Here is a 22,940-nt window from a genome sequence, read left to right as displayed (position 1 = left end):
ATGGACGTGATGGACCTGATGGACGTTGCGGGCGTGACCATTGAAAGCGACGAAGTCGACATTGCGCAGACTTTCGGTGAAGACAGAGAAGTGACACATTGTACCGTCCGCTTGCCCGCATCATCGGCCCACATCGCGTGCGATGCGCGTCACGACGTCACGAAACCTTATAATCGGCGCACTCACAACCTGCCGCCCCGTGCGGATTCCGACGGCGCCTCCATGAACGGCTGCCGCACTGCTCACCCATGAACCCTGCCCCTGCGGCCGCCGGTCACCGGCAATTGCTTCGTCTGGCGGTGCCGATCGTGCTCGCCAATCTCACCCAGCCCCTGCTCTCGGCCGTGGACACCGCCGTGGCCGGCCATCTTCCAGGCCCGGCCTATCTCGGCGGTGTCGCGCTCGGCGGGCTGCTGCTCAACCTGATCTTCTGGGGATTCTCGTTCCTGCGCATGGGCACGACCGGCCTGGCGGCGCAGGCCTTCGGCGCGCGAGACGCACAGCGGCTTCGCGACACGCTCGCGCGTGCGCTGGCGCTGGCCTTCGCCATCGGTGCGGTGTTGCTCGTGTTGCGCGTGCCGCTGGTGTCGCTGGGCGTCTCGTGGCTCGGCGGCAGCGACCAGGTGCAAGCGCTTGCACGGGAGTACGCCAGCATCCGTATCCTCGCCGCGCCCTTTGCCCTCGGCAATTACGTGGTGCTCGGCTATTTGCTCGCGTGTCAGCGTGTGCGTCAGGGGCTGGCGGTGCAAGTGTTCATCAATGTGGCGAACATCGTCGCGGTGCTCGCTTTCGTTCGCGGCTTCGGTTGGGGTGTGGCTGGCATTGCGTGGGCGACAGCGCTGGCCGATCTGCTTGGTTTCGTGCTAGGGGCGTGGCTGCTCTGGCTTGCGCGCACGCCCGATCTGCCGCCGTTGCGCGTGGCCACGCTCGTCGAGCGCGCCGCGCTCTGGCGTTTGCTGCGCCTGAATCTGGACATCTTCCTGCGCACGCTGTTCCTGCAACTGGCGTTCGCGTGGTTCGCACGCGTCGGGGCGCGTCTGGGCGACACCACACTCGCCGCCAACGCCCTGCTGCTCAACTTCCAGACGTTCATGGCTTACGGCCTCGACGGATTCGCCCATGCCGCCGAAGCCCTTGTCGGCGCGTACATCGGCGCGCAGCAACGGCAGGCGCTCTTGCACGCAATCCGGCTCTCGCTGGGATGGGCGCTCGGGTGCGCCGTGGCGTTCGCGCTCGTCTATGCGATGGCCGGTGGCGTCATTATCGATGCGCTCACCGATCAGGCGACGCTGCGCGAAACCGCGCGCGAATTCCTGCCGTGGGCGGTGCTCTCGCCCATCGTCGCCGTCTGGTGTTTTCAACTGGATGGTGTCTTTATCGGCGCAACGCGTACGCGCGAATTGCTCACGTCGTCGCTGATCGGCTTGCTGGTGTTTGGCACGGTGATGCCCATGACGTTGGCGGCATGGGGCAATCACGGCTTGTGGGTCGCGCTGATGGCGTTCCTCGCCACGCGCGGTGTTGTGCTCGGCGTGCTGCTGCCGCGCATCTGGCGCGGCATGCCCCGTCAGGCGGCTTGATTCAGACGATCTGAAGGGGACAGGCCTCGGAGGCCCCTCCCCTTCACCGCGTGGCTTGCTGCGACCTCAGTCGCGAATGCACGCCAGCGCCGCGCCGTGCAGCTCGGCGTTTGCGGCGGCCAGCACCTGTCCCTGCGACGTGAGCGTCAGCGGCTTGCCTTCCCAATCGGTAATGACACCCCCCGCCGCCTCGACCACCGGCGCGACAGCCAGATAGTCGTACGTCTGCAAGCCCGCTTCCATCACCAGTTCGATGTGCGCGCTCGCGAGCAGCCCGTAGGCGTAGCAATCGCCACCGAAACGACGGCGGCTGACCGCCTTCGTCAAGCGTTCGAATCGAGCATACTCCGCCGCATCGAAAATGTCGGGCGACGTGGCATAGACGGCTGCGTCAGCCAGCGTCGTGACCGGGCTCGTCGCACACAGTTCGCCACCGAAGCGCGCTTCGCGCACACCCGCAGCGGCGTCGTTCACCCCGACCCAGCGCTCGCCAGTGGCAGGCATATCGATCACCCCGACGACCGGGTTGCCGTTTTGCAGGAGCGCGAGCAACGTGCCCCACAGCGGATGCCCCGTGATGAAGCTGCGCGTGCCGTCGATCGGATCGACCGACCAGACGAACTCGGCGTCCACACCGGTCCTACCGAATTCTTCGCCCCAGATGCCGTGCGACGGATAGCGCGCGGCGATCCGCTCGCGCAACGCCGTTTCGACTTCGCGGTCAGCAATCGTGACGGGGCTTTCGTCGGCCTTGTCGTCGACCGCAAGACGGCGGCGGAACCAGCCCATCGACAGCGGGCGGACGGCGTCGGCTAGCGAGGCGGCGAACGCCGCATACTCGGCCACAGCGGGGACGGACGACATGCACGAATCTCCTGCAAAGGTGCCGCACGGTGCGGTAAATGGTGAAGACACTCTATGAATCGCGATGATACGCGTTCACCCGTGACGCAGCGACGACATTGCGCGCACCAATATACCTCGCGGGCCGAGCGCCGGGAGCGCCCAATACTGGTGCAAATTTGCTATGCTCGCGGCCTGATTTGCCCCCTTCCACAGGACTCCCATGCTTTCCGGTCGCGGCGTGATGCTTTCCGTATCGGCGTCGGTCATGTTTTCCGTCATGCCCGCGCTCGTGGCGCAATTGTCGCCCCTCTCGGGACTGGACGTCTTTGCATGGCGCATCCTGCTCACCCTGCCCGGCACGCTGGTCATCGTCACGGCGTTGCGCCGCTGGGAGGTCGTGCGCAGCACGTTCTCGCACGTCTTTCACCGCCCCGCGCTGCTCGGCGCAGTCCTGTTGTGCGCCGCAATGCTGGGCGTTCAGCTCTGGCTGTTCGTCTGGGCGCCGCTGCAACAGCGCATGCTCGACGCCTCGCTCGGTTACTTTCTCCTGCCGCTCACGATGGTGCTGGCGGGTCGCACCGTCTACAAGGAGCGCCTGAGCCCGTTGCAGACGGCGGCCGTCGTCTTCGCCGCGCTCGGGGTCGCGCATGAACTGTGGGCAACGCGAGCGCTGTCCTGGGTAACGGCCGTCATCATGTTCGGCTACCCGCCCTACTTCCTGCTGCGCCGTCGCCTGCATCTGGACGCCCTGAGCGGCTTCATTCTGGAGATGCTCGCCATGGCGCCGGTCGCGGTCTTCCTGGTCTGGCACGCGTGGGCGCAGAACGCGCCGGTGCTGGCCGAGCCGCGCTTCTGGTTCTGGCTGCCCGCGCTGGGTCTGCTCAGCGCGAGCGCGCTCGCCAGCACATTCGCTGCCGCACGCGTGTTGCCTATCGGGCTTTACGGCATTCTTGGTTACGTGGAACCGGTGCTGCTGTTCGCTGTTTCGATCACGCTACTGGGCGAGCCGTTTACCGAGCGCGGGCTTTGGACCTACGTGCCGATCTGGATCGGCGTGGCGCTCATCGTGTTCGACAGCGTGCGCACGCTGCGCCGCCAGCGATTGCGGCGGGCGGCACCGCTGTAAGGCGCGCGGTCGGGCTGGCGGTGGGTTGCCGGGCACGACCTCGTGCATGGCAACATCGGCGCGCTATACTCGCGAAAGCTTGTACGACAACGACTATGAAAAATCTCGCCAGAACCGCCATTCTGCTTTCCTCGGGGCTTCTCACGGTGACGCTGTCCGCCTGCGGCACGTCTGCACCGCTGTTCACTTCCGACGGACGCGCCACGCAGCAAATCCAGTGCTCCGCCACCAATTCGGGCGACTGCGACCAGCGCGCCCGCACGCAGTGCGCGCAAAAGGGATACGACATCCTCACGCGCGACGTGAACGGTGGCGTCGCCAATCTCGTGATCGCCTGTCACCCGAGCTAAACGCACCTCTGAGCGCTCGCGTCTCACCGACGTTTTGACTGCCGGCACCGCGCGACACTCATGCGCGCGCCGGCCGTTGGCATTCCGATGGGTTATTGCGCGCGGTCAAAGCCGCTCCCCGAGTCTGGGATGACTTTCAGGGCACGCGGTGGGAGAATGGGATGCGTTTTCCCGATTGCCGCAGGAATTTCAGCCCCAAGAGGACACCATCATGTACGAACGCATTCTGGTTTCGATCGACGGCAGCACGCCCTCGAACCGCGCTATCGACGAGGCGGTCAAGCTCGTCGCACTCAGCCAGGGCAAGATTCGCCTGGTCTCGGTCGTGCCGTCCCTCGCCAACGCCTACGCCGCCGGTGCCTACAGCGGCTTCGTCCCCCTGGAGAGCCAGGAGTCGTTCGAGAAGGAAACGGACGAGATTCTGGCAAACGCCAAGGCCGACCTGCAAAAGCGCGGCGTCGATGCCGAGACGAAGATGATCACGCTCGAAGCGGGCACGGACGAGATCGCCGACGCCGTGCTGCGTGAAGCGCAAGAATGGAACGCCGATGTGATCGTGCTCGGTACGCACGGACGTCGAGGCATCAACCGTCTGCTGCTGGGCAGCGTGGCCGAAACGCTGCTGCGTATCACCACGGTGCCAGTGCTGCTCGTGAAGGCCGCCGACCAATAACTTCGGCAACACCCCGAGCGCAGACCTGACGTTCGCACAACCGGCTCGCTGCCCCCGAAGGCATCGGCAGTCCGCAAAGGCCGCTACGTCAGGCGACGATAGGTCAGACGACGATAGGTCAGACGACGATAGGTCAGACGACGATAGGTCAGACGACAAAACGGCACGCGCCCCCGCGTGCCGTTTTGCTTTCAGCGAATCCCCGCGCGCATGAACGACTGCACGAACTGACGCTGGAACAGCAGGAACGCGATGAACAACGGTGCCGCAGTCATGAGCGTAGCCGCCGTGATCAACGACCAGTCGATGCCCTGATCGGTCGCCGCGAAGACTTGCAAGCCGACCGTCAGCGGACGCGTCTCCACCGAGTTCGTCACGATCAGCGGCCACAGGAAGTTGTTCCAGTGGTGACTGATCGACACGAGCGCATACGCCACGTACACCGGCCGCGCGAGCGGCACGTACACGCGCCACAGCACCTGCCACGCGTTGGCGCCCTCCACGCGCGCCGCATCGTCGAGCTCACGCGGCACCGTCTTGAACGCCTGGCGCAACAAGAAGATGCCGAATGCAGACGCGAAGTACGGTAGTGCAATGCCCAGAATCGTGTCGCGCAGCCCCAGCCATGCGATGGTGCGGTAGTTCTCCACGATCAGCACGTCCGGCATCACCATCAGTTGCACCAGCACGATCATGAACGCCACTTCGCGGCCCCGGAACGTGAAGCGCGCGAACGCGTAGGCGGCCAGCGTGGCGAGCACGATTTGCGCCACGAGAATGACCGTCACCAGCACGAACGTATTGATGAGATAGCGCCCGAACGGCGCCGCCTGCCACGCGTGAACGAAGTTCTCGAGCGTGAGCGGTGCGTCGAGCACGAAGCGCGTGGCGTAGGCGGACGGGTGGATCGCACTCCAGACACCGTAGAGCAGCGGCAGCAGCCACAGCAGGCCGAGCAGCCATGCGCCGGTGACGTCCAGCAGGTTCGCGCGTCCCGTCGGGGAGAAGGCTGGAAGCGACGCAGACGCTTTGCCCGCACGGGCGGCGGCGTCCGACGTCCCCGTCGCGGAAGAGGGATTGGCAGAAGTCGTCATTGGTAATGCGTACGTGAGTCGAGCAGACGGAATTTCACGAAAGCGACGATGGCCAGCAGCGTGAGCAGCACCACCGTGAGCGCCGCCGCGTACGACGTATCCCAGAAACTGAAAGCCACCTGATAGATGTAGTACAGCAGCAATTGCGTGGCGTTATCGGGGCCGCCGCGCGTCATCACCACCACGTGATCGACCAGACGGAACGCGTTGATGACCGCATTGATCACCACGAACACGGTCGTCGGCATCAGCAGCGGCCATTGCACGCGACGAAAGAACTGCCAGCGCGACGCCCCTTCGAGCGCCGCCGCTTCGGCGAGCGTCGGCGAAATCTGCTGCAACGCGGCCAGATAGAAGATCATGAAGAAGCCAGCCTCTTTCCAGATCGTCACAACCATGAGCGCGGGCAGCGCGGTGCCAGGCTGTCCGAGCCAGTTGTGGTCGCCCCAGCCGAACGCCTGCGAGATCTGCGCGATGAGACCGTACTGCGGCGTATAGAAGAAGAGCCAGATGTTAGCCACGGCGATCATCGGCAAGATCGCTGGCGTGAAGTACGCCAGACGCAGCAGCGCGCGCCCAGGCACCTGACGATGCACCCACAGCGCCATGACGATCGACAGCACGATCGCCACGGGCACCGTGACCAGCGCGAACAGGAGGTTGTTGCGCAACGCTTGCCAGAAGACGGGATCGTCCGCGAGCGCCTGATAGTTCTCGGGTCCGACATACACGGACGATGCACCGGCGCGTGCCGTCGAAAACACGCTATGCCACAGCGTCGCGGCTGCGGGATAGTGGGTGAAGGCGACCAGCAGCACCAGCGCCGGTAACAACAGCAGCCAGGGCACCCATGAGGCGGAAGAACGGTTCATCGTCGGTCCATCGGTTCAGCACCCGGGACCGGACCGTGCGTCCCTGTCATGCTTGACAGGGACAAGCACGGCCCGGGTTTCTACAGACTATTTCACTACGGCAACATCAACCCAACATCAACCCAACATCAGCGAGCGTACGGACGCAGAATACGATCCGCTTCGCGTTGCGCATCGTCGAGCGCCTGCTTTGGCGACTTGGTGCCAGTGAGCGCAGCTTGCAGGCCGTCGCTCAGCGCCTTCGTCACGCGCTGGTTGTCGTGCGTCGAGAACTCGGCGACGCTCACGCCGAGCTGATCGCGCGCCACAGCCGCAGCGGGCACCTTCTGCACGTACGCCTTCATCGCCGGGGTTTCCCACGCGGCCGGCGTCACGGCCACGTAGCCCGTGTCGATACCGAACTGCGCAGCACGCTCAGGCGTGGTGGCCCACTTGATGAACGTCATGGCCGCCTGCTTTTCTTCCGGCGTCGACTTCTTGAAGATGTAGAAGTTGCCGCCGCCCGTGGGGCTGCCGCCGCGCACCTTCGTCGGCATCTTGCCCACGCCGAACGGGAAAGAGGCGTTGGTGCGGATGTTGGTCAGGTTGCCCGTCGTCGTGTAGATGATCGCGGTCTTCTTCTCGAGGAAATCCTTCGGCGTGGTACCCCACTCGATTGCGCCCGTGGGCATCACCTTGTACTTGGTCGTGAGGTCGACCCAGTATTGCAGCGACTGCACGGCTTGCGGCGCGTTGAGGAACGTCTTCGTACCGGCCGGGTTCATCAGCTCGATACCCGCCGGCGTGGTAAATGCCTGGAACAGCCAGTAGGCGAATCCGACAGACGGGACCTTGATGCCCCACTGCGTCACGTTGCCCGAGGCGTCGCGCCTGGTCAGCTTCTGCGCGTAGCTCACGAGTTCGTCCCAGTTGGCCGGCGCGCGGTCCGGATCGAGACCGGCTTCGCGGAAGGCGTCCTTGTTCCAGTACATGACGATGGTCGAGCGCTGGAACGGCACGCCCCAGGTGTGACCGTTGATGCGCGAGTTCAGCATCAGCGCCGGGTAGAAGCTGTCGAGCCACTGCTTGTCGGCGGCCGTGTCGGCAATGCTGTCGATGGGTACGACGGCGTCTTCGTCGATCAGCGTGAAGACGTCGGCCGCAGCGAGCACGGCCAGTTGCGGCGGCGTACCCGCCTTCGCAGCGGTGAGCGCCTTGACGACCGAGTCCTGATACGAACCGGCATACACAGGCTTGATCTTGATAGTCGGATGGTCTTTCTCGAAGTCCGCCACCAGGTCGTTGATGATCTTCGTGACCGGGCCGCCCACGGCGACCGGGTAATAGAACTGGAGCTCAACCGGCTTCTGTTGCGCAATGGCGTGGCTCGTCAAACCGCCGAATGCCAGCGTGGCCAGACTGGCCGCAAACGTTTTCAGAATCGTGCGTCGCATGTTCCTGGATTCCCCATGAAAGCGTAATGGTGAGGTGATGAATAGTGAGTGTCGACCGCTCGGCCATCTTGCCGACCGATGCTGGCCTCCGCCCTGATTCAGGCGTGGTGTTCCGGCGTCAGCGTCGTGGCCTGCAGGGTTTGCCGCGCTTGTGGCGACGTAGCGCTCGGCGTCTGCGCCGCGACGGGCGATGCAGATGCTGGCGTCGACGGCGCGACCCGTGTGCTCACGTTCGGCGCCGCATCGGCCACACGCTCGCCCGAGGTCGCGTCGAACAAATGCTGATCGACGGCATCCCACTGCAAGCCGATGGCGTCGCCCGGCAGGAGCGGCCGATGGCCCGGCACGCGCGTGGCGATCTCGCCCGCGTCGCCGAGGGCGCACGCGACAAGCGTGTCCGCGCCCAGGTACTCGACGGCGCTCACCGTCGCGAGTACCGCGCCCACAGCGCTCGGCGCGACAGCGCGAACGTGTTCCGGACGCAGCCCGAGCAGCGCGGCGTCGCGCGAACCGGCGCTTGCAAGCGCGGGGCCGGTTTGCCCGGCGGGCACGAGACCGTCGCCATGACGCACCAGCTTGAGCAGATGCATCGGCGGCGTGCCGATGAAGCTCGCAGCGAACCGCGTCGATGGCGTGGCGTATAGCGTGTGCGGTGCGCCTTGCTGTTCGATCCGGCCGTGGCGCAACAGCACGACCTGATCGGCCATGCTCATCGCCTCTGTCTGATCGTGGGTGACGTAAATGAGCGTCATGCCGAGCTGCTGTTGCAGCGCACGGATTTCACGACGCATTTCCTGACGCAGTTGCGCATCGAGATTCGAGAGCGGTTCGTCCATCAGACACACGGACGTCTGCGCAATGACCGCACGCCCCAGCGCCACGCGCTGCTGCTGGCCCCCCGACAGTTGCGACGGCTTACGGTCCAGATACGGCGCGAGGCCGAGCAACGACGCCACGCGGGCAAGGCGTTGCAGGTAATCGCGCGTCGGCTCGCGACGCACGCGCAGGCCGAACAGCAGGTTCTCGCGCACGGAAAGATGCGGGAACAGTGCGTACGACTGGAACACCATCGAGAGCTTGCGACGCGCGGGCGGGAGCGCCGTGACGTCGTCGCCACCGAGCAGGATGCGCCCGCTCGTCGGCGTATCGAGACCGGCGATCATGCGCAGCAGTGTCGACTTGCCGCAGCCCGACGGGCCGAGCAGAACGACCAGCGAGCCCGCGTCGGCCGCGAAACTCACATCCTGGAGCGCGTATGTGTCGCCCCACTGCTTGTTGACGGATTCGATGACGAGCGATGACATGAGCGGATAGGCGCTGGCCGTACGAAGTCGGCCGAATCGGAAAAACCCGACCTTAACCGGCTATCGATGGCAGTTTGATGACATCGTGTGCACCAACACCGCCGCGGCTCCCGCGGGACAGGAATGTCAGGCGTCCGATCAGGTGAGCGCAGACGAGCGCAGGGCCGATGCCGCTCTCGCCACGTGAGAATTCAGGTATCTGAACGAAAGCCGCACACGCGGGTGTAAGCGTGTGCGGCTTAAGAACTTCGGAGACGTCGGGCGTCAGGAGACGACGCCCGAGCGATGGCCATCAGGCCGCTGCCTGACGGCGCTTGGCGCGCAGCAGCGCCTTGGAGATGATGCGGGTCTCGGAAGTGGCCGCGCCGGTACGGCGCGCCACGGCGTCGCGGAAGAAACGGCGCGTCTCGTCGGCGACGGTCTCGCGCTCGTTGTCCATCGTGAGGATGTGATAGCTCTCGCCGAGCAGGCATTTCTGCTTCACGTCCGACGACACGCCGTTGTACACGATGCGCGCGTTATGCGGGCTGGCCGTATCGTCGTCGACCGCATGGACGATGAGGCAATCCGCCGTCACACGATCGAGACGGTTGCGCACGTGAGAGGCCAGCCGGCGCGCGTTATACAGATGCTCGATGGGCAGCGACGCCGAGCCGATTTCCGAGGCGTCGTGCTGCGACATGGATTTCTCGACACGCGCACGCAGCCGTTCGTTCTTCAGACCGAACGGCGCCTTCTCGTAATAGCGATAGCGATTGCCGAACGGCAGGTGATACAGCAAATCGAGCAGCGGATACGCGAGCGGAATGGTCCAGCCGTCGTACACGAGCGTGACGGCCAGCACCGAGATCGCCGTGACGTCCGGCTCCTCTTCGGCCACGGCCAGACTGAGCGTCGCGCCCATGCTCAGACCGCAAAGCGAGACGGTTTCATGCGTGTCGCGCAACTCGCGATACTTCGCGCGCGCGGCAACAATCCACTCGCGCCAGTGCGTGCACGGCGAGCCGAGGCCGTAGCCTTCGATGTGAGGCACCGACACGGTGTACCCGTCGCGATGCAACGCCTTGGCGACCGGACGCATTTCGAGCGGTGTGCTCGAGAGTCCCGGCAGCAACAGCACGGCGTGTTCGCCGCCCTTGTAGAAAATATCTTGCTGAAACATGGTCAAACCCCGCCGGAGACGACGGGCGTCTCCGAAACTTCGCTAACGTCGCGCCGCTCAGGCGTGCCGGTCTTCGATTCACTCGTATGGCTGGTCGTGCTATCGGAACGGTTCGCCGCAGATGCCTGCGAGAGCGTATGCAACGACGTCACCGGGCGCACCGTCGGCCCCGAGTGCAGTCGCAGAATCATATAGGTCCCCACGTGCGCGCGGAAATGCTGAAGCTCGCAGTGGATCAGGTCGTAGCCCCCGTCGCGCGTACGCACGCGCAGGTTGTAAGCCCCGTGCGGCGGCGGTTCGTCCTCAAGCGTGAAGAGTCCCGCCATGCGCTTCGCGTCGTCCGGATGCAGCAGTGCGCGCAGGCCATCGCGCTTGGCGAGCTCCGGCGTCACGCCCGTCTCGCGACGGAAATGCTCATCGATGAAGACGTAATGCGTGGCCGGGTTCGCCAGGTAGAAGATCGAGTCCAGGTGCTTCGTCAGATACGTCATCAGGGCGTTGCCCAGTTGCACCGAATCGGTGAGCACCATGCGCTCGTTCTCGGCGCGCAACAGCATTTCGTAACGTGTCTGCGCCACCTCCGCGATCAGCTCGGCGCGATATTGCGCGCGACGCAGTCGCTCGATCAGCGCCACGGCGAGCGGCGTGATCATGAGAAAGCCGGTGACGATGAGCACGTCGCGACGATCCAGTTCGGCGACGTCGCGAAACGGCGGCACGAAGAAGAAATCGAAAATCGGGATGCTGATGACCATCGCCATGATCGCGGGTCCCAGCCCCCAGACGAATTCGACGATGATGGCCGCGCAAACGAAAAAGAGACCCGGCATCGAGTGATCGAGCACCGGATGGAGGAGGCTGCGAATGAGAAACGCAGCAAGTACCACCATTAACGCCCCGACATACCGCTTGGCGCCGGGCTCCGCCCAACGTCGGGCGTTTCTGATTTCCATGATTCACCGCCGACGTTTGCCGACGCTCAATAATCCGAGGTTATGCACTAAAGGGCGGCATACCTGTTACAAAATATTACGGATTATCGCACGCCCGCTCTCGACGTTCGGGGGCGTCAAACCCTAATTCGGTCGCGTCGTAACAACATGGAAACGTCGGATTCAGCACTGGCGCGGCTGCGCGGCCAGTACCGGCTCGGTTGACAGGGAAAAACCGGTGACAAAACTCGACAAAACCCTGCAAAACAAAAGGATACGGGGTCGTTTGGGGGACGTTTTTTGCCGATTTCGATGGCTTCAACGCAGCATGAAAGACATCGCGGAGAGGCAATTGAGCATGCGAACGGCCGCCTCCACGGTGGGCGCTTCGAACTGCAACGTCACGCCGTCGACGCGCTCGAGCGTCGGCCATTGACAGAAGAGATCGGCCAGCGCGGTGGTCTGTGTTTGCAGACGCACTTCGACAGGCGTGTCCACCTTGAACGTGTGCCACTTGCGAGTGTCGGCCAGCGACATCTTGGCCGCTTCGCGAATCAGTTCGCACGAATGCGCCGGGCTGAGCGTCATGCCGCTACCCTGCCCCCACGCCGACTTCGTCTGCACGAAATGGGCGGACGGGAAAATCGGTTGTGTCTCCTCGACGAACACGTCGTCGCCGCTGGCCATGACCACCGGCACGCCGCGCTCGCCTGCAAGTGCGCCGTAGATCATCGCTTCGCCCGCTTCCACGCCGCCAAGCCACACGCGCGCGAAGGCGAAGCTGTTGATGGTGTGCGCCAGAATGCCGGCGCTCTGCGCCTTGCCGTGAAAACCGATCATGAACATGGCGTCGCACCCGGCTTCCACGCCAGCGGCCATGCTCAGGTAACGCGGTTTGCCCAGCACCAGACGGGCGCGCGGGTCGAGTTCGTCAGGCAGCAAATTGCGGAAGCTTCCGTGCGAGTCGTTGACCATCACTTCGGTCGCGCCACCCGCGAAGGCGCCTTCGACGGCGGCATTGGCCTCGCGCGTCATCCAGCGGCGGGCGAGTTCGTATTCGCCATTACCGGCGCGCGTCTGTTCGGCGTGAAAGACGCCGGCGACGCCTTCGATGTCGGTGGAAATCAGGATTCGCATAGTGTCAGCAATGTCTCGGCAGTGTCATCGATGGGGTTTTCCGCGCTCGCCGGACTGGACCGGACGGAAGCAGACGGAAGCGGACGGAAGCGGGCTGTATTCAAAGCGTCGCCCAGTCGGGCAAAACGTCTGCGAGCGCGCGTCGCACGTGGCCATCGCGGCCAAGGACCGACTCGGCGGCAAACAACGCATGCAGGATGGCCTGCTCGGTGGCGTCGGCCGTCGCCTGAAAAATCGGGTCGAGTAACGCGTCGGGCACCAGCGCGGCTGGCGCGACACGCCCCAGCGCGTCGTGCGACACCGTATAAGCGGTGGTGAAAGCGAGTGCCACGTCGCCGCTGCCGTGACCGTAGACGGAGCCGGTGCGGGCCAACCCCGCCCCGGTGCGGGTCGCGACGCGGCGCAACTGGCGTGCGTCGAGCGGCGCGTCGGTGGCGACGAGCATGATGATCGAGCCGCGCTCGGGCGCTGCGCTCTGCTCAGGCTGGGCAAGGCGTTCGTCTAGCACCGGGCCGACATGGCGTCCGTGAATCGTCAGTTGTGAGGGGCGTCCGAAATTCGACAGCACCAGCACGCCGACCGTGAACGTCGCTCCGGCCGTCTCCACGACGCGCGACGCCGAACCGATCCCGCCCTTGAGGCCAAAGCTGGACATGCCTCGCCCCGCCCCCACCGCGCCCTGTGCGAACACCGGCGACGCATTCGCCAGCGCCTGCGCATAATGCGCATCCGAGACGGCGAACGCCTGCATATCGTTGAGGTAGCCGTCGTTACATTCGAACACGGTCGGATTCAGCGATGGACCGCCGCGTCCGATGTCGGGGTTCGCGGCAATGGCGGCGCGCAGTTGCCCCAGCACGACCTGACTGACGGAGAAGGTATTGGTGAGCGCCAGCGGCGCTTCGATCACGCCCAGCTCTTCGATCTGCATGAGACCGACGCTCTTGCCGAAGCCGTTGATCACGGCAGCGGCAGCAGGAATCTTGGTGCGGAACGGATCCCACTGGGCGTGGGGGGCGGAGGCGTCCGGCGCACCGCCAGCGTGCGCCGTGGAGGCCGGTGTCGGACACACGACGGTGACACCGGTCTGCACCGGACCATCTTCAAGCGTAACCTGCCCGACGAACACGCCGGGCACATCGGTGATCGCGTCGCGCGCCCCGGCGGGCAGTTGCCCCACGTGAGGCGCGCCGAACAAGGCTTCGCGAAATTCTGACGGGGGCATGGCTTCGCGCTCCTGCGGGAATATCAGTGCCGGTCGAGCTTCGGATCGAGCGCGTCGCGCAGACCGTCGCCCAGCAAGTTGAAGGCGAGCACGGTCAGAAAGATGGCCAGACTCGGGAAGATGGCGATGTGCGGGGCGTTGACCATGTCGGCGCGCGCTTCGTTGAGCATTGCGCCCCACTCCGGCGTCGGCGGCTGTGCGCCCAGACCGAGGAACGACAGGCTCGCGGCCGTGATGATCGAGGTGCCGATACGCATCGAGAAATACACGACGATGGACGACACCGTCCCCGGCAGAATGTGCCGCATGATGATCGTCCAGTCGGACGCCCCGATGGAGCGCGCCGCTTCGATGTACGTCAGATGCTTGAGCACCAGCGTGTTGCCGCGCACGAGGCGGGCGAATGCCGGAATCGAGAAGATAGCCACCGCCACGATCACGTTGATCATGCCGTTACCCAGCACCGCCACCACACCGATGGCCAGCAGAATGCCGGGGAAGGCAAACAGCACGTCGGAGATACGCATGACGATGCGGTCCCACCAGCCTTCGTAATACCCGGCCAGCAGACCGAGCACCGTACCGATGACCGCCCCGAGCGCGACCGAGCCGAAGCCGGCGGCGAGCGAGATGCGCGAACCGGCGAGCGCGCGGCTGAAGATGTCGCGACCGAGCGAGTCGACGCCGAACCAGTGCTTCGCGGACGGTCCGGCATTGAGCGCGTCGTAGTCGAAGAAGTTCTCCGGGTCGAACGGCACCAGGTGCGGCGCGAGAATCGCAACGACGACCAGTGCCAGCACGAACGCCCCGGCGACCATCGCGATGTGTTGCTTCTTGAACTTGCGCCAGACTTCGCGCCACGGCGTGCGTACGCGGCTGTTGCTGGCGGCAGCCGCGTTCGCGGCCGTTGTCGGTTGGCTTGCGCTCATTGTGCTTGCCTCACTTGTAGCGAATGGTCGGGTTGATGACGGCGTACAGCACGTCGACCACGAGGTTGATCAGAATGAACTCAAGCGAGAACAGCAGCACCAGCGCCTGAATCGCCGGGTAGTCGCGCATCTCGACCGAGTCGATCAGCAGGCGTCCGAGCCCGGGCCAGTTGAACACCACCTCGACGACAATCGAGCCACCAAGCAGAAAACCGAACTGCAACCCCATCATCGTGACGACAGGGATCATGGCGTTACGCAACGCGTGCTTGAACACCACGCGCATTTCGTTGAGACCCTTCGCACGCGCGGTGCGCACGAAGTCTTCATGCAGCACCTCGACGAAGGCCGAGCGTGTGAAGCGCGCCATCACGGCGGCCACGGCCGCGCCCAACGTAATCGAGGGCAGGATGTAGCTCTTCCACGAGTCGGCGCCGATGGTCGGCAACCAGCCGAGCTGCACCGAGAAAATCTGCATCAGGAGCATGCCCAGCGCGAACGCCGGGAACGAGATACCGGAGACAGCGAAGGTCATGCCAAGCCGGTCGGGCCAGCGATTGCGCCACACCGCCGAGGCTACGCCGAGCCCCATGCCGATCACCACCGACCACACCATGCTCACGAGTGTGAGCCACAACGTGGGCAGGAAGCGGCTGGAGATCTCTTGCGAGACCGGCTGCTTGCTGCGCATCGACGGCCCGAAATCGCCGCGCACGGCGTTCGAGATGAAGGACGTGAACTGCGTGAGCAGCGGCTTGTCGAGGCCGAGATCCTGGCGCACCAGCGCCACGGTCGCCTCGTCCGCCTGCGGACCGGCCGCCAGACGCGCCGGATCGCCCGGCAACATGTGCACGAAGGCGAACACCAGCACTGCCACGATCAGCAGCGTGGGGATCAGGCCAAGCAGGCGTTTGAGAAAGTAATTGAGCATCGCAGTCTTGCCGAACGTCTTGCCGAAACCATGTCTTGCGGTAGACCGCGCCGCCAGCGTCGAAGCTTATTCGCTGGACCGGGCGGCGCGGGGAACATCACGCGCACATCGAACGCACATCGAATGCATGTCGCACGCGCGCCGCCCCGGCATTCCGGGGCGCACACGCGCCACGCGCTTACTTCATCGAGATGTCGGTGAAGTTGAACGAACCGTCGGGCATCGTGTACACGCCGCTCAGGTTCTTATTACGTGCGTACAGCAGCTTTTCCGTCACGAGGAACGCCCAGGGCGCGTCGTTCCAGATCTTCTGTTGTGCGTCCGTGTACAGCTTCGTCTTCTCGGCACGGTCGGTCGTGAGCAGCGCCTTGTTGAAGTCCGCGTCGACCGCTTCGTTCTTGTAGTACGCCGTGTTGAACAGCTTCGGCGGGAACGATTCCGAGCTCAGCAGCGGGCGCAGCGCCCAGTCGGCTTCACCCGTCGACGACGACCAGCCCACGTAGTACATGCGCACCGGGGCCTTGTCGGGGTCCGGTGCGGACTCGACCAGCTCGACACGCTGACCGGCTTCGAGCGCGCGCACTTGCGCTTTGATGCCGACCTGCGCCAGTTGCTGCTGCACGAACTGGATGACCTTCTGCGCCGTGGTGTACGTGTAGGCGGACCACAGCACGGTCTCGAAGCCGTTCGGATAACCGGCTTCCTTGAGCAGTTCCTTGGCCTTGGCCGGGTTGTACGGCCACGGGCCGGTCTTGACCGCGTAGTCGACGCCCTTCGGCACCACACCGTCGGCCGGCGTGGCGTAGCCTGCGAAGGCCACCTTCACCAGCGCTTCCTTGTTGATGGCGTAGTTGATGGCCTGACGCACGCGCACGTCGTCGAACGGCTTCTGCTTCGTGTTGAAGCTCACATAGCGCTGGATGATCGACGGACCGGCGATCACGTCCACCTTGCCGCCCGACTTCAGGCCTTCGGCCTGCTCATACGGCACCGGAAAGGCAAAACCGGCTTCGCCCGTCTGCATGACGGCGGCGCGCGTGTTGTTGTCCACCACCGGCTTGAAGGTGATCGTGTCGACCTTCGGATAGCCCTTCTTCCAGTAGCCGTCGAACTTCTTCACCTTCACGTAATCGGTGCGGTTCCATTCGACGAACTCGAACGGGCCCGTGCCGACCGGGTGCGAAGCGATGTCCTTGCCGTACTTCTTGAGCGCTTCGGGCGAGATGATCACGGCCGACGGGTGCGCCAGCGTGTTGATGAACGGAGAGAACGGCTCCTTGAGCGTGAACTTCACCGTGTGCGCGTCGACGGCTTCCGTCTTGGCGATTTCCTTGTACAGGTTGTAGCGCTTGAGCTTGTTGTCCGGGTTCGTCACGCGATCGAACGTTGCCTTCACGGCGGCGGCGTCGAAGTTCGTGCCGTCCTGGAACTTCACACCCGACTTGAGCTTGATCGTGTACACGAGGCCATCGGGCGAGACCGTATAGCTATCGGCCAGCACGTTGATGAGCTTCATGTCCTTGTCGAAACCGAACATGCCCTCGTAGAACGACTTGGCGACGGCTTGCGACAGCGTATCGTTCGCATCGTACGGATCCATCGTCGTGAAGGTCGATTGCACGGCCATCACGACATCCTTGGCGGCAAACGCCGGGCCTGCACCGAACACGGCGGACGCCACAGCGACGGACGCGAGCGCGGTTTTCCAGCGAGCGCCCAACAAAACGTTTTTCGACATCTGTCTTTCTCCTTCTGGTCTGACGGGGTCGCCCCGGGCCAGTCGTCCGACTGCGCCACTTGGCGGGCATTATGGTGAGAACATGAACAGCAAGGGTTACCGCCTGGAACTGCCTGAAACTACCGGTTGCGAAGCCATCGCTCCCGGGAAAAACGGGTTCGGCTCACGACGTTCGGGACGTACGCATCAATAAGCACCGGCCACGCGATGGCGCGCGACAAAGTGCCCTGCGCCGACTTCGACCAACGGCTGCACCTGCGGCTCGTCGCCGAGCGCGCGGATCGGGCTCGGAATCTCTTCCGTCAGCAGCTCGCGTTTGGCGTGACGACGCGCCGGATCGGCGATCGGCACCGCCGACATCAGTTTCTTCGTGTACGGATGCTGGGGGTTTTCGAAAATCGCGCGGCGCGGGCCGATCTCGACGATCTGACCGAGGAACATCACCGCCACACGATGGCTGATGCGCTCCACGACCGCCATGTCGTGCGAGATGAACAGGAACGCGATACCGAACTCCTTTTGCAGGTCGAGCATCAGGTTGATGATCTGCGCCTGCACGGAGACGTCGAGCGCCGAGACGGATTCGTCGGCGATCACGACCTTGGGCTTGAGCGCCAGTGCCCGCGCGATCGCGATACGCTGACGCTGACCGCCCGAGAATTCATGCGGATAACGCTGAGCGTATTCGGCGGGCAGGCCCACGCGCTCCAGCAATTCCGCCACGCGCTTTTCGGCTTCAGCGCCGCTCGCCACGCCATGCACCAGCAGCGGTTCCATGATCGAGAAGCCCACCGTCAGACGCGGATCGAGCGACGCGAACGGGTCCTGGAAGATGAACTGGATATCGCGGCGCAGCGTCTGCAAGGCGCGGCCTGCGAGATCGTGAATCGGCTTGCCGCCGAACTCGATGGAGCCGCCCTGACTGGCGACCAGACGCAGCAGCGCACGGCCGGTCGTCGACTTGCCGCATCCCGATTCGCCCACGAGCCCCAGCGTCTCGCCGGGGTACAGGTCGAAACTCACCCGCTCGACCGCATGCACGCGCTGTTTCACGCGACCGAATAAACCCGACGGCACATCGAAGCGCGCGACGAGATCCTTCACGCGCAGGATCGGACCGGCCTCGGTCTTGACCGTTGGCTGCGGCGTTTCGGCAGCGGGCTTGGCGTCGGGCGGTGCGTCGTAGCGCAGCAGCGGGAAGCGTGCCGGCAGATCGGTGCCTTGCATCGAACCGAGACGCGGCACGGCCGAGAGCAGCGCCTGCGTGTAGCGCTCACGCGGTGCGGCGAAGATTTCCGCCGACTTGCCTTCTTCGACCTTGTCGCCGCGATGCATGACCAGCACGCGGTCGGCGACCTCGGCGACCACGCCCATGTCGTGGGTAATGAACACTACGCCCATGTGCATCTCGTCCTGCAACGCGCGAATCAGTTGCAGGATCTGCGCCTGAATGGTCACGTCGAGGGCGGTGGTCGGCTCGTCTGCAATCAGCAAGCCCGGCTTGCACGAGAGCGCCATCGCGATCATTACGCGCTGACGCATGCCGCCGGAGAGCTGGTGCGGGAACCGGCCGAGCACGCGGCGCGCTTCGGGAATGCGCACGAGTTCGAGCGTGCGCAGGGCTTCGGCGCGCGCGGCGGCGGCGTCCTTGCCCTGGTGCAGACGAATCGACTCGGCGATCTGCTCACCGACCGGAAACACCGGGTTGAGCGACGTCATCGGCTCCTGGAAGATCATCGCCATGTCGGCGCCCCGGATGCTGCGCATGGTGTGGCCGCTCGCACGCGTGAGATCGACCAGGCGGCCATTGCGACGGCGCATGATCATCGTGCCCTGCGTGATGCGTCCGCCGCCGTTTTCCACGAGACGCATGGCGGCCAGCGACGTCACCGACTTGCCCGAGCCGGATTCGCCGACGATGGCGAGCGTCTCGCCCCGGTCGACGTGAAAGGACAGGTCACGCACGGCCGTGACCACGCGCTCGGAGGTCGCGAACTGCACGGAGATGCCGCTCACGTCGAGCACACGCTCGTCGGGCAACGAAATGGTGGGGGTTGTCTTACGCTCAGCCACGCCTGTCCTCGCTAATCTTCGCTTGCCGAATCTGTTGCCAAGGGCGGTGCCGTCGCCGGTGCCGCCCTGTCCTGCCTGCCGTCGTCGGACGTCAGGCGATATTCATGCTCGTTATTCGTGAATGGCCGTCACCGGCGTCTCGCCGACACGGGCCACGCCGCGATACATCCCTTCCGTGTTGAACGGCAGCGCCACGTTGCCCTGTGCGTCCACCGCGATCAGACCGCCGCGGCCATCCACGCGCGGTAGACGCTCGCGAATAACGCGCTCGGCTGCATCGGCCAGCGACAGGCCCGCGTAGGCCATCAGCGCGCCCACTTCGTAGCACGCGACGGCGCGAATGAACGCCTCGCCGGTGCCCGTCGCCGACACGGCGGCCGTGGCGTCGTTCGCATAACAGCCCGCGCCGATCAGCGGCGAATCGCCCACGCGGCCGATGGCCTTGTTCGTCATCCCGCCGGTAGAGGTCGCGGCTGCCACATGGCCGTGCATGTCGCAGGCGACTGCGCCGACCGTGCCGAACTTCGTGTCCGGATCGATGGGCTCTTTCTTGAGCGGCATGTCGTGATCGAGCGACACGGCCGCACTCGCCAGCGCGCGCTGCAACTGGGCGTAACGGGCTTCGGTAAAGAAGTACTCGGGATCGACGAGTTCGGCACCGTTCGCCGCAGCGAAGGCTTCTGCGCCCTCGCCCACGAGCAGGACGTGCGGGCTGTGCTCCAGCACCGAGCGAGCCGCCAGAATCGGGTTGCGTACTCGATGAACGCAAGCAATGGCACCGGCGTCGAGCGTCGTGCCGTTCATGATCGCGGCGTCGAGTTCGTGCGTGCCTTCGTGGGTGAAGACCGCACCCCGTCCGGCATTGAAGCGCGGGCAATCTTCGAGATGCTGCACGGCTACGGTGACCGCGTCGAGCGCGGATCCGCCCGCCGCCAACACGGCCTGACCGGCGCGCAGCACGTCGGCCAGGGCCTCGTGATACGCCTTGAGTTCTTCGGGCGACGTGTCTCGGCTGATCGTTCCGGCACCGCCGTGAATGGCGATGACTGCGCGTTGGGCGTGGCTCATGATGCGTTGTCCTTTCTGTCCAGACCAACAGGCGTCGCGCCGGACGCCGTGCTGGCATGACTCGAATGTCGGGATGCGGTCTGATGGACCGGATTCGGTGCGCCCTGCGGGCTGGCCGTCGCCGCCGTTACGGGGTTCGACAGCGACTTCACGGCGGCGGCGGTGGCAGTAGTCGCGGTGGTCGCGGTGGCGGCAGCGGTCGCGACGCGTCCGACGACGGGCGACGGCGCTCGGGCCACCGCTCTGGCCACATTGGCCGGTGCGTTCGACGGACTCTGCGACGCCGAGTCGATCCACGGGAGCAGGAAATCGGTCAGTTCGGTGGCGCGGTCCACGGCGTGTTTCGCACGTTGTGCGACGGCGTCGCAAATGGCGTCGATTATCGCCAGCACGCTCGCTTCGGAGTTGCTCGACAGACGCGGCTTGCTACGCACGAAGAGGACGATATCGCCCAGCGGCGCCAGCGGCGACGTCGGACTGTCGGTCAGCACCATCACCGACACACCACGCCCGCGCAGGCGACGGCACAGCGTCACGGTGTCGGAGACGTAGCGCGGGAAACCGAGCGCGATCACCAGATCGCCCTCGCGCAATTTGAAGAGCTGACGTGCAGCATGCGTCGATCCGCCTGCGCCGACGACCGACTGCACGTTTTCACAATAGGGATCGAGACCATGATGGAGCAGACCGGCGAGATAACCGCTCGCCCCCAGTCCCAGCACGTAAATGCGGTGCGCTTGCAGAATCGACTCGATGGCGCGCTCGCACGTCCCCGCGTCGAGTGCGCGACGGGTCCAGTCCAGATTCTCGATGGCCTGCGCAAGGGACGCGGCCATCACGTCCGCGCTGTCGCTCGCCTGCGCCTTGCTCGTGCGCAGGCTTTCGATAGGGGCCAGCGTCGCCTCGTAGCCGCGAACCATGGCCGCACGGCATTGGGGGTAGCCGTCGAAGCCGAGCGCGCGGGCGAAACGGTTGACGGTTGCGAGCGACACGCCAACGGCGTCGGCAAATTCGTCGATGCGCATGGTCGCGGCGCGAAACGTGTTGTCGAGCACGAACGCCGCCATGCGCTGCTGCGCGGGCGTCAGTTCGGGCATGGCTCGCACGATGCGCTCAGTGAGCGGCAGGTCGGCGGGCAACGAATCGGCATCGATCATGAAATTGAAACGCATCCTTCCTTCGGAGTGAAGGAAAGTATATTTTCATCGGCACCCCGTCAAAAGAAAAAAATAGTTCAAATGCTGCCAGCCGAGCGTCGAACACGCGTGGATTTCCCCCTCACAGCCCGCAAACCCTGTCAAAACAAGGGGGCACGACCTCCGTCATACGTAAAAAGCGGGCATACTAGGGCAAACCCGAATGCACGAACTTGCCGGCGGCTTTGCGATCCGACGCTGAAGTACGGTTTCACTGCGCGCCGGTTCACAAGCGTCGCGCAGCGTCACTCGGATATCGCTTCGATATCACTCAGTCGTCAGGTAGCAGATTCACAGGACAGTCACTGGACCGCCTGGGGAGGCTTGGTCGGAGGCGAGTCGTAACGTGCGGTAAACATGGCGTAGTCACGGGCTTACATTCGCCCGTTACTGTGAACGAACGAATCGCGCCGACGCGAAAGCTATAGCCTCAAGGAGCATGACCATGCTGAGCCCGCATGAAATCGCAACGCTGTTGCTGGCGGCCGCATCCCTGGGCCCCATCGATGCAGATGCGCTCGAATCGCCCGACCTCGCCGCGCTTGAACAAGCGCGTCTGGTGCGTGTGGCCGTGGACGAGGGACAAACGAAAGTGAGCGTGACCGAAGACGGCCACAGAGTGTTGCGGCGTCTTGGATTGGAACGGGTGCCGCAGGCAGCTACATCGCTGCCTGCGAACACGAACGCGGATGCGTCAGAGCATCGCGAAGAACAGGCTTAAGCGCGCGAGCACGATCAGCAGAATCTGCATCAGCAGGAACAGCGCGAGCGGCGAGAGATCGAAGCCGCCGACCATCGGAATGACGCGGCGAAGCGGGCGCAGCAGCGGATCGAGCAAGTGCTGGAGAATCGGCATCGCCGTGGCCCGCGGATTGACCCACGACAGCACGGCCATCAGCAGCGTGAGCCACATCACCAGATTGGCGCCCCACTTGGCGACGAGCACCAGCGCCACTAGCAAGCCACGCGGGAACACCGTGACCGGCGACACCCCCACCACGGCCGTGATCAGCACCAGATAGAGAATCGCCGCGATCCATGCGCCGATCACGCAGGCCCAGTCGATCCCGCCAACGCCCGGCACGACACGCCGCAGCGGCAACACGATCCAGTTGGTGAACTGGAACACCCCTTGAGAGAGCGGATTGCGCGGAGGCAGCCGTGTTGCCTGCATCCACACACGCAAAAGCAATAAAGCGCCGAATAGCGAAAAAACAAGGTCTAGCAACAGACGGGCGATTTCGACGAGCATCTGGACTCCAACGGATTGT

22 protein-coding genes are annotated in these 22,940 nt (G+C 64.5%); 6 read left to right on the top strand and 16 right to left on the bottom strand.

Features of this window, described 5'->3' with window-relative positions:
* Entirely contained in the window at positions 1 to 252 is a 252-nt protein-coding gene (locus tag MB84_RS30500; RefSeq protein ID WP_169834989.1) for a hypothetical protein, read from the top strand.
* Positions 249 to 1,580 carry an MATE family efflux transporter gene (locus MB84_RS07440; RefSeq protein WP_046291321.1) on the top strand — a complete coding sequence of 444 codons (1,332 nt, stop codon included), beginning with the start codon at positions 249 to 251 and terminating at the stop codon, positions 1,578 to 1,580. The genes MB84_RS30500 and MB84_RS07440 overlap by 4 nt, the downstream gene beginning before the upstream one ends.
* Before the next feature lie 66 nt (positions 1,581 to 1,646).
* Here MB84_RS07440 and hisN read toward each other — a convergent pair whose 3' ends face one another.
* The gene (gene hisN, locus MB84_RS07435) at positions 1,647 to 2,444 is read right to left on the bottom strand and encodes a histidinol-phosphatase (protein WP_046291320.1); all 798 of its coding nucleotides are present in this window, start codon (positions 2,442 to 2,444) and stop codon (positions 1,647 to 1,649) included.
* Positions 2,445 to 2,646: 202 nt separating this feature from the next.
* Here hisN and rarD point away from each other — a divergent pair, with 202 nt between their 5' ends.
* From rarD to MB84_RS07420, 3 genes are all read left to right on the top strand, one after another.
* Positions 2,647 to 3,552, top strand: a complete 906-nt coding sequence (rarD, locus tag MB84_RS07430) for an EamA family transporter RarD (protein WP_046291319.1) — start codon at positions 2,647 to 2,649, stop codon at positions 3,550 to 3,552.
* 95 nt (positions 3,553 to 3,647) lie between these two features.
* Positions 3,648 to 3,902, top strand: a complete 255-nt coding sequence (locus MB84_RS07425; RefSeq protein ID WP_052253000.1) for a hypothetical protein — start codon at positions 3,648 to 3,650, stop codon at positions 3,900 to 3,902.
* 211 nt (positions 3,903 to 4,113) lie between these two features.
* Positions 4,114 to 4,575 (top strand): universal stress protein, encoded by a 462-nt coding sequence (locus tag MB84_RS07420; RefSeq protein WP_046291318.1) that lies wholly within the window; start codon positions 4,114 to 4,116, stop codon positions 4,573 to 4,575.
* Positions 4,576 to 4,766: 191 nt separating this feature from the next.
* On the opposite strand, the gene MB84_RS07415 is transcribed toward MB84_RS07420, so the two are convergent.
* The 14 genes from MB84_RS07415 to MB84_RS07350 form a co-directional block, all read right to left on the bottom strand.
* Positions 4,767 to 5,669 carry a carbohydrate ABC transporter permease gene (locus MB84_RS07415; RefSeq protein WP_245725504.1) on the bottom strand — a complete coding sequence of 301 codons (903 nt, stop codon included), beginning with the start codon at positions 5,667 to 5,669 and terminating at the stop codon, positions 4,767 to 4,769.
* Positions 5,666 to 6,541: a carbohydrate ABC transporter permease gene (locus MB84_RS07410; protein WP_046291317.1), complete on the bottom strand. Its 876-nt coding sequence runs from the start codon at positions 6,539 to 6,541 to the stop codon at positions 5,666 to 5,668. The genes MB84_RS07415 and MB84_RS07410 overlap by 4 nt, the downstream gene beginning before the upstream one ends.
* Positions 6,542 to 6,669: 128 nt before the next feature.
* Positions 6,670 to 7,974, bottom strand: a complete 1,305-nt coding sequence (locus MB84_RS07405; RefSeq protein WP_046291316.1) for an ABC transporter substrate-binding protein — start codon at positions 7,972 to 7,974, stop codon at positions 6,670 to 6,672.
* Positions 7,975 to 8,072: 98 nt separating this feature from the next.
* On the bottom strand, positions 8,073 to 9,278 hold the full coding sequence (locus MB84_RS07400; protein ID WP_084009652.1) for an ABC transporter ATP-binding protein: 1,206 nt from the start codon (positions 9,276 to 9,278) through the stop codon (positions 8,073 to 8,075).
* A gap of 292 nt (positions 9,279 to 9,570) precedes the next feature.
* The gene (locus MB84_RS07395; RefSeq protein WP_046291315.1) at positions 9,571 to 10,440 is read right to left on the bottom strand and encodes an alpha/beta hydrolase; all 870 of its coding nucleotides are present in this window, start codon (positions 10,438 to 10,440) and stop codon (positions 9,571 to 9,573) included.
* A 2-nt stretch (positions 10,441 to 10,442) separates the two neighbouring features.
* Positions 10,443 to 11,393 (bottom strand): DUF4118 domain-containing protein, encoded by a 951-nt coding sequence (locus MB84_RS07390; RefSeq protein WP_084009651.1) that lies wholly within the window; start codon positions 11,391 to 11,393, stop codon positions 10,443 to 10,445.
* Positions 11,394 to 11,690: 297 nt separating this feature from the next.
* Entirely contained in the window at positions 11,691 to 12,509 is an 819-nt protein-coding gene (locus MB84_RS07385) for a M55 family metallopeptidase (protein ID WP_046291314.1), read from the bottom strand.
* A gap of 100 nt (positions 12,510 to 12,609) precedes the next feature.
* Positions 12,610 to 13,734 carry a DmpA family aminopeptidase gene (locus tag MB84_RS07380; RefSeq protein WP_046291313.1) on the bottom strand — a complete coding sequence of 375 codons (1,125 nt, stop codon included), beginning with the start codon at positions 13,732 to 13,734 and terminating at the stop codon, positions 12,610 to 12,612.
* Between the two features lie 23 nt (positions 13,735 to 13,757).
* Positions 13,758 to 14,663 carry a glutathione ABC transporter permease GsiD gene (gene gsiD, locus MB84_RS07375; RefSeq protein WP_046291312.1) on the bottom strand — a complete coding sequence of 302 codons (906 nt, stop codon included), beginning with the start codon at positions 14,661 to 14,663 and terminating at the stop codon, positions 13,758 to 13,760.
* Positions 14,664 to 14,673: 10 nt separating this feature from the next.
* Complete coding sequence (gene gsiC, locus MB84_RS07370; RefSeq protein WP_046291311.1) at positions 14,674 to 15,594, bottom strand: glutathione ABC transporter permease GsiC; 921 nt, start codon at positions 15,592 to 15,594, stop codon at positions 14,674 to 14,676.
* 178 nt (positions 15,595 to 15,772) lie between these two features.
* On the bottom strand, positions 15,773 to 17,332 hold the full coding sequence (gsiB, locus tag MB84_RS07365) for a glutathione ABC transporter substrate-binding protein GsiB (RefSeq protein WP_046291310.1): 1,560 nt from the start codon (positions 17,330 to 17,332) through the stop codon (positions 15,773 to 15,775).
* A 186-nt stretch (positions 17,333 to 17,518) separates the two neighbouring features.
* Complete coding sequence (locus MB84_RS07360; RefSeq protein WP_046291309.1) at positions 17,519 to 19,405, bottom strand: dipeptide ABC transporter ATP-binding protein; 1,887 nt, start codon at positions 19,403 to 19,405, stop codon at positions 17,519 to 17,521.
* Between the two features lie 111 nt (positions 19,406 to 19,516).
* Positions 19,517 to 20,473 carry an isoaspartyl peptidase/L-asparaginase family protein gene (locus MB84_RS07355; RefSeq protein ID WP_046291308.1) on the bottom strand — a complete coding sequence of 319 codons (957 nt, stop codon included), beginning with the start codon at positions 20,471 to 20,473 and terminating at the stop codon, positions 19,517 to 19,519.
* Positions 20,470 to 21,645 (bottom strand): MurR/RpiR family transcriptional regulator, encoded by a 1,176-nt coding sequence (locus MB84_RS07350; RefSeq protein WP_245725503.1) that lies wholly within the window; start codon positions 21,643 to 21,645, stop codon positions 20,470 to 20,472. The genes MB84_RS07355 and MB84_RS07350 overlap by 4 nt, the downstream gene beginning before the upstream one ends.
* Positions 21,646 to 22,114: 469 nt before the next feature.
* Between MB84_RS07350 and MB84_RS07345 the strand changes: the two genes are divergently transcribed.
* Positions 22,115 to 22,390, top strand: coding sequence for a hypothetical protein (locus MB84_RS07345; RefSeq protein WP_211279356.1), 276 nt, complete (start codon positions 22,115 to 22,117; stop codon positions 22,388 to 22,390).
* On the opposite strand, the gene MB84_RS07340 is transcribed toward MB84_RS07345, so the two are convergent.
* Positions 22,364 to 22,921: a YggT family protein gene (locus MB84_RS07340; protein ID WP_039399685.1), complete on the bottom strand. Its 558-nt coding sequence runs from the start codon at positions 22,919 to 22,921 to the stop codon at positions 22,364 to 22,366. The two genes, MB84_RS07345 and MB84_RS07340, sit on opposite strands and share 27 nt — an antisense overlap.
* Positions 22,922 to 22,940 lie beyond the last annotated feature (19 nt).

Source organism: Pandoraea oxalativorans, from assembly GCF_000972785.3.
In the GTDB taxonomy this organism is placed as follows: Bacteria; Pseudomonadota; Gammaproteobacteria; order Burkholderiales; family Burkholderiaceae; genus Pandoraea; species Pandoraea oxalativorans.
This window is presented reverse-complemented; position numbering and strand designations above follow the sequence as displayed.